This is a genomic window from Azospirillum sp. TSO35-2 (assembly GCF_003116095.1).
GTDB lineage: Bacteria > Pseudomonadota > Alphaproteobacteria > Azospirillales > Azospirillaceae > Azospirillum.
In genome coordinates this window covers 282,539-297,806 of the sequence record NZ_LGRA01000018.1, presented here as the reverse complement: position 1 = coordinate 297,806, position 15,268 = coordinate 282,539, and the positions used below count along the sequence as shown (strand labels likewise).

Annotated in this window: 9 protein-coding genes; 6 read left to right on the top strand and 3 right to left on the bottom strand. The window is 72.4% G+C overall.

Translation table 11 applies throughout. The annotated features are described in order from the left end of the window. Positions 1 to 98 precede the first annotated feature (98 nt). Positions 99 to 1,298, bottom strand: coding sequence for a plasmid replication protein (locus tag TSO352_RS12225; RefSeq protein ID WP_109107614.1), 1,200 nt, complete (start codon positions 1,296 to 1,298; stop codon positions 99 to 101). A gap of 870 nt (positions 1,299 to 2,168) precedes the next feature. Here TSO352_RS12225 and TSO352_RS12220 point away from each other — a divergent pair. Together TSO352_RS12220 and TSO352_RS12215 are read left to right on the top strand one after the other, a co-directional pair. After that, the gene (locus TSO352_RS12220) at positions 2,169 to 3,059 is read left to right on the top strand and encodes a helix-turn-helix domain-containing protein (protein ID WP_109107613.1); all 891 of its coding nucleotides are present in this window, start codon (positions 2,169 to 2,171) and stop codon (positions 3,057 to 3,059) included. Positions 3,060 to 3,083: 24 nt separating this feature from the next. Continuing rightward, positions 3,084 to 3,761 (top strand): hypothetical protein, encoded by a 678-nt coding sequence (locus tag TSO352_RS12215; protein WP_109107612.1) that lies wholly within the window; start codon positions 3,084 to 3,086, stop codon positions 3,759 to 3,761. Positions 3,762 to 3,775: 14 nt separating this feature from the next. Here TSO352_RS12215 and cas2 read toward each other — a convergent pair whose 3' ends face one another. Continuing rightward, the gene (gene cas2 / locus TSO352_RS12210) at positions 3,776 to 4,072 is read right to left on the bottom strand and encodes a CRISPR-associated endonuclease Cas2 (RefSeq protein ID WP_109107611.1); all 297 of its coding nucleotides are present in this window, start codon (positions 4,070 to 4,072) and stop codon (positions 3,776 to 3,778) included. A gap of 14 nt (positions 4,073 to 4,086) precedes the next feature. Further along, positions 4,087 to 5,790, bottom strand: coding sequence for a CRISPR-associated endonuclease Cas1 (cas1, locus tag TSO352_RS12205; RefSeq protein WP_109107610.1), 1,704 nt, complete (start codon positions 5,788 to 5,790; stop codon positions 4,087 to 4,089). 278 nt (positions 5,791 to 6,068) lie between these two features. Here cas1 and TSO352_RS12200 point away from each other — a divergent pair, with 278 nt between their 5' ends. The 4 genes from TSO352_RS12200 (at position 6,069) to csb2 (ending at position 15,268) form a co-directional block, all read left to right on the top strand. After that, the gene (locus tag TSO352_RS12200; RefSeq protein ID WP_109107609.1) at positions 6,069 to 8,780 is read left to right on the top strand and encodes a PD-(D/E)XK nuclease family protein; all 2,712 of its coding nucleotides are present in this window, start codon (positions 6,069 to 6,071) and stop codon (positions 8,778 to 8,780) included. After that, the gene (locus TSO352_RS12195) at positions 8,777 to 11,956 is read left to right on the top strand and encodes a UvrD-helicase domain-containing protein (protein ID WP_109107608.1); all 3,180 of its coding nucleotides are present in this window, start codon (positions 8,777 to 8,779) and stop codon (positions 11,954 to 11,956) included. The genes TSO352_RS12200 and TSO352_RS12195 overlap by 4 nt, the downstream gene beginning before the upstream one ends. Before the next feature lie 511 nt (positions 11,957 to 12,467). Further along, positions 12,468 to 13,802: a type I-U CRISPR-associated RAMP protein Csb1/Cas7u gene (gene cas7u / locus TSO352_RS33915; protein ID WP_109107607.1), complete on the top strand. Its 1,335-nt coding sequence runs from the start codon at positions 12,468 to 12,470 to the stop codon at positions 13,800 to 13,802. Continuing rightward, positions 13,799 to 15,268 carry a type I-U CRISPR-associated protein Csb2 gene (gene csb2 / locus TSO352_RS12185; protein ID WP_109107606.1) on the top strand — a complete coding sequence of 490 codons (1,470 nt, stop codon included), beginning with the start codon at positions 13,799 to 13,801 and terminating at the stop codon, positions 15,266 to 15,268. Before cas7u ends, csb2 begins: the two co-directional genes overlap by 4 nt.

Genomic DNA, 15,268 nt, shown 5'->3' with positions numbered 1-15,268 from the left:
GCCTACCACCGTCAACATTGATGGAGGTTACTGTCCGACCGTCTACGCCGGCGTCGTGGTTTTCACTACGTCACACGGGCCCGGGCGCAGGCCGGGGATCAGCCGTTGCCGTCCAGCAGCGGCAGGGCCCCCTGGGACGCGGCCAGCCGGGTGGCGCGCGCCTTGCGGGTTTCCAGCGCCTGCATCGGTGTCAGCGGCACGAAGGCGTTCGGGCGTTCCTCGCTGCCGGTGACCGCCTTGACGACGGCGGCGTTGACGTCGGCGACCTGTTCGGCCCGGCGCACCTGGTCCAGGAAACGGCGCGACGGGCGCAGGACATAGTCGATGCCGTCGATGCGCTTGCCGGTCTTCGCGTGCAGCAGATCGCGCCCGTCGAGGATCCCCTCGTCCACCAGGGCATCGACCGCCGCGGTGACGACGCGCAACGTGTCGCGGCGGCGGCTGTACTCGGTCATGCCGGAGTTCTTGATGATCTCGTCGGCGGAGATCGTCATCACCCGGCCGGCGTCCGCCTCGTCGTCCGGCGTCTCGAACTCGACCGACAGCCGGTTGTAGAGCCAGCGCGACACCGGGTTCTTCAACCGCATCAGCCATTCGTAACTGACCGGGCGGAACTCCAGCCCGCGGATGGCCGTCGCGACCAGCGGGTTGAACTGGACGTAGGTCTGGTCGCCGCCATCCTCGTCCTGGGCGCCGTCGGGTCGGCGGACGACGAGCACCGGAAAGGCGGTGGAATCGAGCAGATCGCTGCCCCGCTTGCGCTCCGACGCCGACGCCTTGCTGATGATGATGCGGGCACGGGCCAGGATGGTCAGGGACTCGCGGATCTCGCTGTAGTTCAGCGAATGGTTGGTGTTCCGCAGCTCGCGCCCGATGTCGTACAGGCTGAAGTCGAGCCGCACCTGATCCTGGTTCTCGCCGGCGAGCGACAGGCGCGCCCGGTCCATGGCGAGACGGCGCACCACCTGCTCGACGATCTGCTCGCGCTCCGCCGGGAAGACCTCGACCTCGGCGAGGTTGCGCGCCTGCTCCGGCGTCGGCGCCGGCACGAAGCGGCCGCGCCCCTCTCCGGTGCGCTCATAGGCCATCCGCGCCGGCTGCAGCGACAGGTAGAAGGTCTGTCCGCGGAAGCTGAATTCGCGATAGACCGACTTCACGCTGCCTTTTTCGGCGTCTTCGCGCTGCTGGGCAAAGATGAAGCGCGGCGCCAGATCGTAGAGCGCGATCAGGTGACTTTGCTTGCGGTCCTCCAGCTCGAACAGGACCAACTGTGCTGCGCTCGTCGCCACCTTGCTCATCTCATCCTCCTGCCGATCTTGAGAATACGCCCTCGACCGGCCTCCGCCAACGCAGGGGATTCCGGCGCGCGCCTAGGGGAATCCGACGCGATTCTCTGAAACCTTAGGTGCACCAACGCTTTCGGCAGAGCCGACGCCCGGAAATCGGCCATCCCACCGCGCCGCAATGGGCGCGACCCTAGGGGGAATCATCGCGATTCTCGGCCTTACGCAGGGAAGCCGGCCGTCCGGACCTAGGGGAAAGAGTCGCGTTGGCCTTGCATCCTCCCCTACGCGACCGCCACACCTAGGGGACCGACTCGCGATTCGCCCCCGTTTTCCGGCATGAACAGCCGTCCCCCCGCCCGGCAGCGCCGTCAGGAAAAGCTAGGGGAAGCGGTCGCACAGGCCGTCCGCCCGCGTCTGCCAGACCGCTGTGGGCCGGACCTAGGGGAAATCCGCGCGATTTGGACCGGGGCCGCATTGTTTCGGTGTTCTGCGGAAAACACGCACCAGTCCAGGCGCGGATCCTAGGGGAAATGCTCGCGATTGCCCCGGTGGTCGGTTGTGAGTCGCCGCGGACCTGTGGGAAAGCCGCGCGGTTGCCACCGCAGGCTCCCGGTTCCCCACCCGTCGCCGGCGGTCGCGCAAGCGCGCCGCATTCCGTCAGGTTCGCGGCGGAATCCACGAGGACTCGATTCGGCCGGGAATCGCGTCGTTTTCCCCTAGCTGCGCGGGCAAATCCTCCCCAGCCGCGCGGCTTTCCCACAGGTGCGCGAGCATCCCCGTCATAGGGGCATCCGGCGCCGACCTGTGGGAAAGCGTCGCGATTTGGCGCGACTCCGGCGCCCAAGGAATCCTGCCGCCACACAGGCGACAGGAGACCAGGCGATGCCGACCAGCGAGCGTGAGACGACCGACACCGGCCGATGGGGCCGGATTCCCGCCTGGTGGCTGGACCATCCCGATCTCGACGCCGACGGCTTTGCGATTCTGGCGGCGCTGGCGACCTACGCCGACGAGCATGGGACCTGCTGGCCGTCGCAGTCGACGCTGGCGGCGAAGCTGAAGCGTTCGCGCCCGACCATCAACCGCCTTCTTCAACGTCTCAGCGACCTCGGCCTCGTCGCGATCGAGCACCGCAGCGGCCGCGACGGCGCCCGCCTGTCCTGCCGCTACCGCCTGCGCCTGACCGCCGACACCGCCATGGACAGGAATGACTCGCGGTTGAACGCCCCCTGTCCGTCGCCGAGTCAGGAACAGCTCCATTCCAAACAGATTCCAGACTCGCTCACCGAGCGCGGACGCGGGCCGGCAGGCGAGCGGAGCCAACCGGACGAGCGGTCAGCCGATGCCCACCCCGATGCCCACCCCGATGCCCATCCGGCCGAGGACGTTCCGCAGCCGGACTGGATGCCGTCCGCCGACGATCTGGCCTGGGCGCGCGCCCGCTTCGGCGGCGTCGATCTGGTCCGGCACGTCGAGGGCTTCCTGCTGCGCTGCCGGGCGCACGGCTACCGCTACCGCGACATCGGATCGGCGTGGCGCGCCTGGCTGCTCCAGGACGCCTCCGCCGGGAAAGCCCCGCGGGCGTCCGGAGCGGCGGTCCCCGCCGCCGCGTCACGCGCGACCACCGTCCGCGAGCGGTCCGGCGAGGCCGAACAGGCCCGCATGACGCTGTGGGCCGGCGTCGCGCAACGGCTTCGGGCCGAGACGCCGTGCGGTGCGGCCCCGCTGGTCGCGACGCCAGCCTTCGACCCGTCGTCCTGGCAGCACCTGTAACCCCGAGCGAGGAGCCGGCCGATCATGCCCAGCACCACCCCGTCCACCGCCTCATCCCAGGGCGCGTCCACCGTCGTGCCACTCCGCGCCGGCCTGCCCGCCGGCTATGATCCGACGCAGCCCGCCGCCGACCGTCGTGCCGCTCTGCGGTCGGCCTTGCCGCCGGCGGTGCGCGCCCTGGTGGAGGAGCGTTCCACCGGCGGGTCCCGCTTCGCCGCCGACGGGTCCTACGCCGGGCCGGCACGGGCGTGGACGGCGCCGACGACGGTGGAGCCGCGGACGGCGCAGGCGGCCGGCGTGATCGTCGCCGACATCCGGCGCACCATCCTGGCCCCCTGCGACCCGGCGCATCTGCTGGCCCGCGTTTACGCCCTCTTCGCCCACTGCGCCCCCAAGAGCCCGCTGCCGCCCGAGGTGGAGGCGGTGGTCGCGGCGGACTGGGCGGAAGACCTCGGGGAATTCCCGTCCTGGGCGGTCGACGCGGCGGCCCGCCAGTGGCGCCGGAGCAGCCGCTACCGCCCGTCCATCGCCGAGATGCGCAGCCTCTGCGAGGAAGCCTGCCGCGAAGAGCGCGAACTGGCCGAACGGCTCGACCGGATTGCCCGGGTGAGCCCCGGCGCGACCATCGGCATGACGGGCGGCATCAACGGCGGCACGGCCATCCGCGCCGGGGCCCTGGCGTCGATGCGCCGCATGCCGTGAGCCGGGGCCGTGCGTCACACCACCACCGCCTCGCGCCGGATGGCTTCGAAGGGGCGGCCCAGGCTTTCCACGCGGGGGTCGACGGCGTCGGCGGGGCCGATGTCGATGATCAGAACATGGTCTTCCGATGGCTTGATGATGCCGTCCAGCCGCGCGCCCAGCGCGGCGCGTCGACGTGGGGTGAGGCGGCATTGGAAGACCGAGAACTGCAGCCAGCGGCCATAGGCCTCCATGGCCCGGAACACCCGCCGCCAGCGTTTCTGGTCGCCGATGTCGTAGGTGACGATGTACAGGCGCTCGTTGGCGGCCATGCGACCCTCCGGGCTCAGCGCGGGCAGTAATGCGGGTAGCTGTCGATCTCGCCCAGCAGGTGGCGGGCGAACAGGCGCGCCTGGACGTGCAGCATCCGCCGCATGGAGATCTGATAGCCGAAGGTCGGGTGCGAGGCCTCCTGGTCCAGCCGGCGTTCGAAGGCGCGGATCAGCGATCGCCGGCCGGCCGGCGTCAGGTTGCAGCCCGGCCCGGCGGTGACGAAGTCGGTGGGCGACAGCTCGCCGTTGTTCAGCGCCGTCAGCACGGTCGAATCCGCCAGGATCGGGCGCAGCGGCTCCATGAAGTCCAACGCCAGCGCCGGGCGGCCCGGCCGGTCGGCGTGGTACAGCCCGGCCCAGGGGTCCAGGCCGGCGATCTCCAGCGCGGTGGCGCAGGCCCGCGTCAGCAAGGCATAGCACAAGGACAGGCAGGCGTTGACCGGGTCGGCGGGCGGCCGGCGCGACCGCCGTTCGAAGGAAAAGGCGGGCAGGTCGGCGACCTTGTCGGTGAACAACGCGGGCAGGGCGCGGAAATACACCGCCGCCCCTTCGCCTTCCACCCCCAGCAGTTCGGGCAGGCCGGCGGCCCGGGGCGCGCGGTCGGCCAACCGCTTCAGCGTCTCCGCGGCGTGCTCGCGCTCCGCCTCGGTGCCGCGCCAGTTGCGGCGCAGGATGGTGCGCTGGTTGCGCAGCTTGGCGCGCACCAGATCGCGGGCGAACAGCAGCCGGCGGAAGGCGTCGGACCGGGCGGCGTACTGCCCCTCGCGGACATGGGCGCTGCGCGGGCCGCGGGCGCCGGTGGTGGCGATGAACCAGAAGCCGCTGGACATCCAGGCGATGGGGATCTCCTCCTTCACCAGCGCGTGCAGGGCGGGGGTGGACAGCGACACCGGCCCGGCCAGCACCAGTTCCGACACCTCGCCCATGGCAACCTCGCGGTCGGGCTCGTTCTCGGCGGAAATGACCAGCAGGTCGCCCTTCTTGCCGACCCGTGCGCCGGGCTGCTGCACATAGAGCGGCAGGGCGGCGTCGGCGGCCGGCGGCGGCGTGCGCGGCGCGCCGCCGCTGCGGAACAGGTTCACCTCGTCCGGCAGGCAGATCGGCAGCAGCGAGCAGCGCGCGCATTTGCGGCTGTTGTCGAGCGGCGGCGGGATCCGCCGGGCCGCGGCGGCCAGACGCAGCCCGGACGCCGCCTCGCGCGTGCGGGTGCGCAACTCGTCGTCGAAGGCGACGGGCACGCGTTCCCGGCTGCCGGCGAACCACAGGAACCCCTCGCCGATCCGGTAGCCGTTGTCCTCCAGCACCAGGGCCTGGACGCACAACTGCACCCGCTCCGGCTCATAGGCGCCGCCCTCGACATGGGGGCGCTTGCCCTTCTTGAAGTCGATGGGGGTGAGGATGCCGTCCTCGCCCTCCACCACGTCCATCTTGGCGATCAGGCCGAGGCGATCCGACGACAGCTCGATGGAGCGGACCTCGAAGGGTGGGGCCTCCTCGGCCTCCTCCGGCGGTGGCAATTTGCCGCGGCCGGCGTCGACGCGGGCGTGGGCGCGCTTGCCCTCCTCGGTGTCGGCGTTGGCGGCCCAGGCGCCCTCCACCCACTCCAGATAGGCCAGTCGCGGGCAGTAGACCCACTCGTTCACCATGCGCGCCGGCACCAGCAGGTCCGGATCGGTCTCCGGCGGGGCGGGAAGGGGCAGCATAAGCTGGTCGGTCATCAGGCCGGCTCCATCCTGGAACACTCCTGCGCCGTGGTCGACCGGCGGGTCGGATCGACGGCGCGTGCCGTCGACGATAGTTTTGATAACCCTGATAAACAACCGGGAACGTTATGCGGCTCAAGCGGCCAAAGTTACAAGAGATTTGGAAATATCAGAGGCGGACTGTCAAAGGCATACACTTGTCTTCTCTGTTGGTGTTCGAACGAATAGTTTATCAACCTTTTGTTCATATTGCGCGACCACTGTCCGTCTCTCAAGACAGCGGGAGAGACCCCATGCGCGTTCAGTTCGGCTGGCATCTGGATGGCTCCTGCTGGCCGGAAACGATCGATGGCCTGCACGCCGGCCTGGGAACCCAGGTGGCCGGGCCCGCCGGCCTGCTCGGCATCCTGGAGACCCGCCTCGGCCTGTCGGGTCCGGAGGTGCCGCCGGCCTTGCGGACGGCGCAATACCTGTCGCGCCTGCGCGCGGCGGATGACGGAACCCGCTTCTACAGCCGGTCGCTGGCGGCGGATGGCTGGTCGGTCGCCGAACAGATCCTGGGCTGGCGGGACGCGCTGGTGGAGGCCGGCTGGACCGGGCACGGCCCCGGTGGGAACGGTCTCGCCCGCCTCGACACGCTGGCCGCGGTGGAGCGGGTGCCGGTCGCGCTGGCCGCGGGACGGGCCGACCGGCTGCGCGCGGTGCTCGACGCCCTGGCGGCCCTGCCGGCGGCGCCCATCGCGGAACTGCGGCTCGCGACGCCGGTCGGTCATCTTCCGGCGGCGTGGCGCCTGCTGCTCGACCGGCTGGCCGCTTGCGGCACGCGGATGCCGCCCTGCCGGGACCCGGCCCCGGTGGCGGACGGCGACCTGGGGCTGGTGGGGCGCCGGCTGACCATCGGCGACGCCGCGGCCGGGCGGGGTGACGGTACGGTCACGGTGCTGGAGGCGGATGACGAATGGCTGGCGGCGGAGATGACCGCCGGTTGGCTCGCGGCGCTGCCGGACCGCAACCACACCGTCGTGATCCTGCACGGCCAGCGCACCACCCTGCTGGACGAGGCCTGCCGCCGGCTGGGTCTTCCCCGCGTCGGCGGCGCCGGGCGTTCGCCCTGGCGGGCGGCGGTGCAGGTGCTGCCGCTGGCGTTGGCCGCGCTGTGGGACCCGCTGGACGTCCGGCGCCTGATGGAGTTGCTGACCTTGCCGCAATCCCCGATTCCTGCCGGCGTCGCGCAGGCCTTCGCCGACGCGTTGGCGAAGGCGCCGGGGGTCGGCGGCCCGGCTTGGCAGGCGGCGTGGCGGTCCGCGCGCGACCGCCGCCGCGACCGGTTGGAGGCGCGTGGCCTGTCCGGGGCCGAATTGGAGCGCCGTCTCGCCGCCGAGGAGCGGGAGTGGCGCGGCTGGCTGGAATCCCCCCGCTTCGACGAGGCGGACGGCGTTCCGGTCACCACCGCCGTCGCCCTGTGCGGGCGGGTGGCGGCCTGGGCCCGCGCCCGCGCCGGGCAGGGCGACGAGATGCTGGGCAGGGTCGCGGCGCAGGCCGACTGCATGGCGGCGGTGGTCGGGGCGGCCGGCTTGGCGCGGCTTCCCAAACCGCAGCTCGACCGCATGCTGGACGCGGTGATCGGCGATGGCGCCGCCATCCCGGCCGGCGGGGCGGAGGCGGCGCCCTGGACGGTGGTGGACGATCCGGGGCAGGTCTGGGGGGTGGCCGGCACCGTGCTGTGGTGGGGCTTCCTCGATCCCGGCATCATCCCCGTCGCCCAGCCCTGGAGCAACGCGGAGCGGGCGGCGCTCGCAGAGGCCGGCTGCCTGCCGGAAACGCCGGAGGCCGCCCTGCGCCGTGAGGCGTGGTCGTGGCGGCTGCCGGTCCTGAACGCCGCCGAGCGGCTGATCCTGGTGAAGCCGCGCACCGTCGCCGGCGAACCGGCGGTGGCGCACCCGCTGTGGCACGAGATCGAACCGGCCGCCGCCGCCGTCCACAGGGTCCACGCGTCGGCCGGGTTGCGGTCCGACCGGGTGGCCTTCGCCGGGCGCACGGTGTCCCGCGGCCCGCTCGACCGCTGCGACCCGGCGCGGCCCCGCCGGCTGTGGCGCGTGCCGGCCGGTGTGGTCCCGACGCGCGGGCGGGAATCGGCGACCAGCCTGGAACGCCTGCTCGGCTGCCCCTTCGCCTGGGTGCTGCACCACGCCGCCGGCATCCGGCCGGGCGCCCTGCGCGCCGTCCCGGACGGGCCGCAACTGGTCGGCACGCTCGCCCACGCGGTGATCGCCGCCCTGTTCGCGGAGCGGCCCGCCTGGCCGCCGGATGACGCCGCCTGCCGCGCGGCGGCCCTGTTCGACCGCCTGCTGCCGGTCCTGGCGGCGCCGCTGCAGCGCCCGGGGGCGGGGCTGGAGCGGGACCGTGCCCGCGCCGCCGTCGCCGAGGCCGCCGGCGCGCTGGCCCGGCTGGCCGGGGACGCCGGGCTGACGGCGCGCGGCTGCGAGGTCGCGGTCGAAGAAACCCTGGCGGACGGCGTGACGGTGGAGGGCATCATCGATCTGCTGCTGGAAGGCCCTGCCGGCGACGGTGCCGCGGCCGGCGGTGGACGTGGCGGCCAACCGGTCATCCTGGATCTGAAATGGAGCGGCAGCGACCGCCACCGTCGCCGGGACATCGCCGAGGGGCGGGCGATCCAGCTCGCCGTCTACGGGCGGCTGGTCGGGCAGGGGCGGCCGGTGCCCGCCGGCTATTTCATGCTGGCGCAACAGCGGCTTCTCGCCTGCACGCCGGACCCGTTCCCGGCCCACCTCCATGTTCCGGGAAGCGATCTGCCGGCGATCTGGCGCGACGCCTGGGACAGCCGGTCGGCGCGGCTGGCGGCGCTGGCGCGGGGCGACATCCTGGCGCCCGGCGTCTGCGACGACGGCGATGATGATGACGCCGCGCTCGCGCTCGCCCTGGCGCCGCCCTGTGGCATCTGCGAATACGGACGCCTGTGCGGCGTCGGGAGCGTCGGCGCATGACCACCCCCTCTCCCATCGACGCGGTGACGGCCAGCGCCGGAACCGGCAAGACCCACCGTCTGACCGACGCCTACCTCGACGCGGTCGCGGCCGGGCTGGCGCCGGGGGCGATCCTCGCCACGACCTTCACCCGCAAGGCGGCGGCCGAACTGCTGGAGCGCATTCGGGGCCGGCTGCTCGCCGACGGGCAGGCGGACGCCGCGCGCGACGTGCTGACCGCCCGCATCGGCACCGTGAACGCCCTGTTCGGCCGCATCGCCGCGGAGTTCGCGCTGGAGGCCGGGCGCTCCCCGGTCGCCGACGTCCTGGGGGAGGAGCGCGGCGCCGCCCTGTTCGCCGCCGCCGCCGATGACGCCATCCGGCGGCACAGCGCCGCCATCGAACCGGCGGCGTGGCGCCTGCGGGTGGAGGATTGGCGCGGTCTGGTCCAGGACATCGGCGCCCACGCCCGGCAGAACGGGATCGCCGCCGGCGACTTGGCGGCGTCGGCGGAACGGTCGCTGCGCGGCTTGCTGGCCCTGCTGCCGGAACCGCGGGCCGATGCGGAGCGGCTCGACCGGGCGCTGGCCGAGGCGATTGGAGCGGCCGTCGCCGCCATCGACGCGGCCGGGGACACCGGCGTGAAGAAGACCGCGGACGCGCTGTCCACGTTGCGGAACGCCGCGGCGCTGGCCGCCGGGCGTCCGCTGCCCTGGGTGGAGTGGGTGCGGCTGACCAAGCTCGATCCCGGAGCCAAATGGAAGGCGGTGGCCCAGGCGGTCGCCGAGGCGGCGTCCGCCCACCCGGCCCATCCGCGCCTGCACGCCGACCTGCGCGCTCTGGTGGACGGGGTGTTCCGCTGCGCCGCCGACGCCATGGACGCGTATGAGCGGTTCAAGCGCGTCCACGGGCTCGTCGACTTCGTCGACCAGGAGCATGAGGCGCTGACCCTGCTGGACCGCCCCGACGTCCGCCGCCGGCTGGCGGAGCGGGTGGAACTGGCGTTGGTCGACGAATTCCAGGACACCAGCCCGATCCAGCTCGCCCTCTTCCTGACCCTGGCCCGGGTGGTGCGGCGGTCGGTCTGGGTCGGCGACGCCAAGCAGGCGATCTACGGCTTCCGCGGCACCGATCCCGCCCTGATCGGCGCGGTGATCGCCTGGGCTCCCGGCGCAAGCGGCGGCACGGCGGAACGGCTGCCGCGGAACTACCGGTCGCGCCCCGGGCTGGTGGCGTTCCACAACGACCTGTTCGGCGCCGCCTTTCCGCCCACCGGCATCCCCCGCGAGGACGCCCTGGTCCCGGCCTGCGAGCGGACGGACGGGCCGGACCAGCCGCCGCCGCTGGAGGTCTGGACCCTGGCGGGCAAGAGCTGGGACATCGCCCTGGAAGCGCTGGCGCAGGGGGTGGCGTCGCTGTTGGCGCTGCCGGACGCGCATCCCGTCGGCGAGCGTGGGCGGACCGACGGGCGGCTACGCCCGATCCGGGGTGCCGACATCGCCATCCTGTGCCGCTCCAACGAGCGTTGCGCCGCCGTGGCCGGGGCGCTTGCCGCCGTCGGGCTCGACGTCGCGGTCGGCCGCCAGGGGCTGATCGCCACGGATGAGGCCGGGTTGGCGCTGGCGGCCCTGCGCTATCTTGTCGATTCCGCCGACACGCTCGCCATGGTGGAGCTGGCGCATGGCGGGACGGCCAGCGCGGCGCAGCCGGCCTGGCTGGAGGAGTGGTTGCAGCCCGACGCCGCCCGGCGCGCGCGGGAGACCTCCCCGGTGCTGCGCGCCCTGGACGCGGCGCGGGCCCGCCTGCTGCACCTGACCCCGGTGGAGGCGCTGGAGGTCGCCATCGTCGCCGGCGGCGTCGCCGAACAGGCCAAGCGCTGGGGCGACGCGGCCGGACGGCTGGCCAACCTCGACGCCCTGCGCGGGCTGGCCCGGACCTACGAGGACGATTGCCGCGCCCGCCACGGGGCGGCCACCGCCGGAGGGCTGATCGGTTTCCTGGCCGGGGTCGCGAAGGGCGGAGACCAACCGCCCAGCACCGATCCCGGCGCGGTCCAGGTGCTGACCTACCACCAGTCCAAGGGGCTGGAATGGCCGGTGGTGATCCTGCTCGACCTTCAGGGCGGGCCGGACCCGTCCCCCTTCGGCCTGTCGGTGGACGGGCCGGCGGAGGGCGTCGATCCCTGGCGCCCGCTGGATGGGCGCTGGCTGCGCTGCTGGCCCTGGCCCTACGACGCGCAGCGCAAGGGCGTGCATCTCGACACCGCCGCCGACGCATCGCCCGAGATGGCCACGGCGCGTGTCCACGCCCACGCGGAGGCGGTTCGCCTGATGTATGTCGGCATGACCCGCGCGCGCGACTACCTGATCCTGGCCGCCCGCCCGAAACAGACCGGCTGGCTCGACGCCCTGGTGGACGGCGGCGGCGCGCCGATCCTGTCCCTGCCGTCCGGCGACGGGCCCGCCGACCTCCAGGTCGGCGACCGGCCGCACCGCGCGGTGGCCCGGATCCTGGCGTCTCCCGCCGACGGGGTGGACGCCGGGCGGGACGCCGCCCCGGACATCGCCGTCTTCACCATGCCCACGCCGCCCGACACGGAGCCCCCGGTCGTCCACCCGCCGTTGCGCGTGGCGCCCAGCCACTGGACCGGAACGGGACAGGCCGCCCCCGCCGCGGTGATCCGCCGGCGTATGGCGCTGGGCGAGCGTCTGCCGCTGCCCGGCGGTGTGGACATGACCCGGCTGGGCGAGGCCATGCACGGCTTCCTCGCCGTCGACCGGCCCGACATCCCGGCGGACCGCCGGCTGGCCCAGGCCCGGCGCCTGCTCGACCGCTGGGCGGTGCCCACCGCCCTGGCGGCGGCCCTGGTCGAGGCCGGCGACCGGCTGTGGCGCGTCCTGGCCCAGCGCTGGCCCGGCGCCACCTGGCGCACCGAGGTCCCCGTGCACGGGCGGCTGGGGCTCCAGCGCGTCACCGGCCGGATCGACCTGCTGCTGGAAACCGCCGACGGGGTGGTGATCGTCGATCACAAGAGCTTCCCCGGCCCCCATGACCAGTGGACCGCCCGCGCGCTGGAACACGCCCCGCAGCTGGCGCTCTACCGCCACCTGGTCGAAGCCGCGACGGAGCGCCCGGTGACCGGCACCGTCATCCACATGCCCGTGGTCGGCACGCTGCTGGAGGTGGCGGAGATATGAGGCGGCGGGACTGCGAACAGGCGCTGAAAAGAAAATCCCCCTTCCACCCCCTATATTATCTACATAAACCAGAATCCTTGTTCCAAATGTCAAAAGCGTGTACCGTCGCATCTTAGTCGCGGGCGGTGGCTTGGAAATTCAACGCCCGCGACCAGACTCTTGCCAGGAGGCACGTATGCGTGACCCGCAAACGCGAACCCACGCCTTATTAGGTTAGGCCGTTATCTCCGCAGTGCGTCGATCGCACTGCGGAGATAACGGTCGCTATTTTCTTTGAATCGCTACGCGATGTAAAGACCTACCCAGCATGTCCGGACATACGACGGCTGAGGAAGTGCCGGACACAGTTTGCACGCCTTAGATGCTTTACATGCTTCAACGAGGCCTCAGCCGACTTGCCAAGTTTAGAGAATTGTACAGGTTTCGGCAACAGGAAACCAAACCAAACCAAACGGTGGAAGCCTAACGTTCTCGTTAAATCATTTAAATAATTTCAAACAGAGGTTGCCCCATGACCCTGACCTACGCAGCGCTCACGCAGGCGGTTGCCAACGATTCCGCGTTCCGTCGTCGTCGCCGTCTTCAGCCGGTCGGTGGGCCGGGTGACAAGCTTCACCCGCCGACCTATCCCGGCGAGGGCAAGAACAACCCGCCGCCGCGCCACGCCTTCGAACGGCGGCGGATCGGCGAGCGCGAGGTGTGGTGTGTTCTGATCGACAGCGTGCAGTCGCAGGCCAACCGGATGGAGGAGGCGCTGCTGGAGGCGGCGCGGGCCGGGCGTATTCCCCTGCCGCGCCTGTCGGTCGATTTCGCCGCCGCCGGGCTGAACAGCATCGGCGAGATCACCTCGCTCGACGCGCCGCACCGGGTGTTCGACGCCATCCTGCGCGACAGCCTGCTGGACGGTAAGCCGTTCCAGAAAAGTCCGCTGGGCGAGCGCCTGAAGCAGGCGACCTCGAAGGATGCGACCGCCATCCTGGAGGCCTCGCCCTCCGCGCTGCTGTTCGGGGTGTGGAACTCCACCGGCGAGGGCGGCGGGCTGGGGGCCAAGTTCCCGCGCGCCGTGGTGTCGGAAATCATCGGCATCGATGTGCCGGTGGACGGCGCTGCGGCAGGAATTCCCGGTATCAATATCCGTACAGTAACGATAAGCGATACGTCGCAGGTGCATAATGCTGAGACATTGATTTCGAGAATTGCGGGCACTGTGCCGGACTCCCGAACGGGCGAGGTCGATGTCCGCACCTCGGCCCGCCGCACCGGCAGCCGCATCGATCCGCTCGGCGTTCTGCGCGGTGTCGAGGTCTTCAAGGGCGACAACGGCTGGGACACCACCGAGAAGAGCGCCGGCAAGGGCGCCAAGAAGGTCCGCCCGTCGGAAATCAACCATGGCAACATCGCGCCGAGCGTGGTCGCGCTCGGCGTGACCTGCGCCTACGCCGAACATTCGGCGGTCATCACGCTGGCCGGTTTGCGGCGCCTGCGGTTCGGCGGTTCGCCGGAGCGCGATCTCGCCGGGCGGGCCCTGATCGCCGCGCTGGGGCTGGTCGCCCTGACCGAGCAGGACGTGCAGGGCTACGCGCTGCGGTCGCGCTGCGATCTGGTGTGCGAGGGGCCGGCGCCGCTGGAGAGGGTCGCCTTCGACGGCACGGTCGAGGCCGTCACCCTGTCGCGCGACGACGCACGTGCCCTGTATGAGGAGGCCTACGCCGCGGCGGTGCGGGCCGGTTTCGCCCTGAACGACCGCCCGGTCGTCCTGCAGCCGCAGGACAAGCTGGTCCACATCGTCCGCGAGAGCATGAGCCGTGCGCTGAACGACGAAGGCGGCGAGAGCGAGGCGTCATGATGCTGGCCATCGAGGTCGAGTATCTGATGGGCGTCGCCTTCGCCGCGCGGACGAGCGATGGCGGCCCCGACTGGCCGCCGCAGCCCGACCGGCTGTTCTCGGCCCTGGTGGCGTCCTGGGGGGCGCGGGGCCAGTCGCCGCTGGAGCGGCGGGCACTCGAATGGCTGGAGGGAAGGCCGGCTCCGCGCATCCAGTGCGGTGCGGCGTACGAACGGGCCCTGGTCGAGGTCTATGTTCCGCCGAACGACTCCCGCAACCTCGGCGCCGTGCCGCAATTCCGCAAGAACCGGCAGCCGCGGCGCTTCCCGGCGTCCCTGCCGCACGCGCCGCTGGTCCGGTTCCTCTGGGCGGAGGCGCCGGAGGCGGCGGTGCTGGACGCCCTCGACGCGCTGGCACGGGACACCAGCTATCTCGGCCATTCCGCCTCGCTGGTGCGGTGCCGGGCGGTGATGGTCGACGCCCCGTCCGGGGAAACCCGCGCGCCGCGCCGTTGCGCCTACCCCGGCCGGCTGGCCGAGCTGGAGCGTTGCTTCAACGCCGACAAGCGGCCGCCCGAGGGCGCTGTGCCACCCGCCGCACCGGCCGCCGCACCGCAGGCCGGGAATGGCGCCGCGTCGGTCTTCGGTTCGGACTGGATCGTGTTTGCCGCCACCGGCGGGCGGGAGCCGGACCCGGTGGCCGCGGCGGTCGCCGCCAAGCTCCTCATCAAGGCGGTTCAGAAGGGCTATGGCGAGCACCGGGCGCCGGCCTGGGTGAGCGGCCACAGCCCGGACGGTGCGCCGTTGACCAGCCCGCATCTGGCCGCGGTCCCGCTGCTGGACGCCGGGTGGCGCTGGTCGCAGGGGCGGCTGATGGGCATGGCGCTGGTGCTGCCGCGAGGGTTGGAACTGGCCAGCCGGCGCGCCCGCGACCCGATGGCGCCCTCCGTCGCCCCCGGTGACGCCGCCGCGCTGGCGGACGAGGAGGACCTGTTCCGCGCGCTCGGTCGCATCCGGGTCGCGGACCGTCCGGGGGTGACGTTGCGGTTGCACGCGCCCGACGTCGGGCTGGATTGGGAGATGCGGCACGAGCCCTCGCCGGCCAAGGCCTCGCTGCGGCCGGAGCGCTACGCCCGGCCGTCCCACCTTTGGGGCAGCGTGACCCCCATCGCGCTCGACCGCCATCCCAAGGCGGACGGCGACCTCGGCGCCATCATCCGCGACGCCTGCGCCCGCATCGGTCTGCCCGAACCGGTGGAGGTGGTGCCGGGCAAGCATTCGGCCTTCACCGGCACCGCCCCGGCGCGCGCCCGGGCCGGCGCCCCGGACTGGACGCGCTGGCGCCAGCCGGGCGCGCTGAAGGGCCGGCCGCTGACCCACGCCGTGATCCGCTTCGCCGAGGCGGTGGCCGGCCCGGTGATGCTGGGCGCCGGCCGCTTTGCCGGGCTGGGCCTGTGCCTTCCCCTCGACCATGGGGACCGCTCATGA

What these genes read in the sequence shown, in the direction of transcription:
- TSO352_RS12225 (WP_109107614.1), bottom strand. Translation starts at nt 1,298, where the DNA reads ATGAGCAAGGTGGCGACGAGCGCAGCACAGTTGGTCCTGTTCGAGCTG.
- TSO352_RS12220 (WP_109107613.1), top strand. Translation starts at nt 2,169, where the DNA reads ATGCCGACCAGCGAGCGTGAGACGACCGACACCGGCCGATGGGGCCGG.
- TSO352_RS12215 (WP_109107612.1), top strand. Translation starts at nt 3,084, where the DNA reads ATGCCCAGCACCACCCCGTCCACCGCCTCATCCCAGGGCGCGTCCACC.
- cas2 (WP_109107611.1), bottom strand. Translation starts at nt 4,072, where the DNA reads ATGGCCGCCAACGAGCGCCTGTACATCGTCACCTACGACATCGGCGAC.
- cas1 (WP_109107610.1), bottom strand. Translation starts at nt 5,790, where the DNA reads ATGACCGACCAGCTTATGCTGCCCCTTCCCGCCCCGCCGGAGACCGAT.
- TSO352_RS12200 (WP_109107609.1), top strand. Translation starts at nt 6,069, where the DNA reads ATGCGCGTTCAGTTCGGCTGGCATCTGGATGGCTCCTGCTGGCCGGAA.
- TSO352_RS12195 (WP_109107608.1), top strand. Translation starts at nt 8,777, where the DNA reads ATGACCACCCCCTCTCCCATCGACGCGGTGACGGCCAGCGCCGGAACC.
- cas7u (WP_109107607.1), top strand. Translation starts at nt 12,468, where the DNA reads ATGACCCTGACCTACGCAGCGCTCACGCAGGCGGTTGCCAACGATTCC.
- csb2 (WP_109107606.1), top strand. Translation starts at nt 13,799, where the DNA reads ATGATGCTGGCCATCGAGGTCGAGTATCTGATGGGCGTCGCCTTCGCC.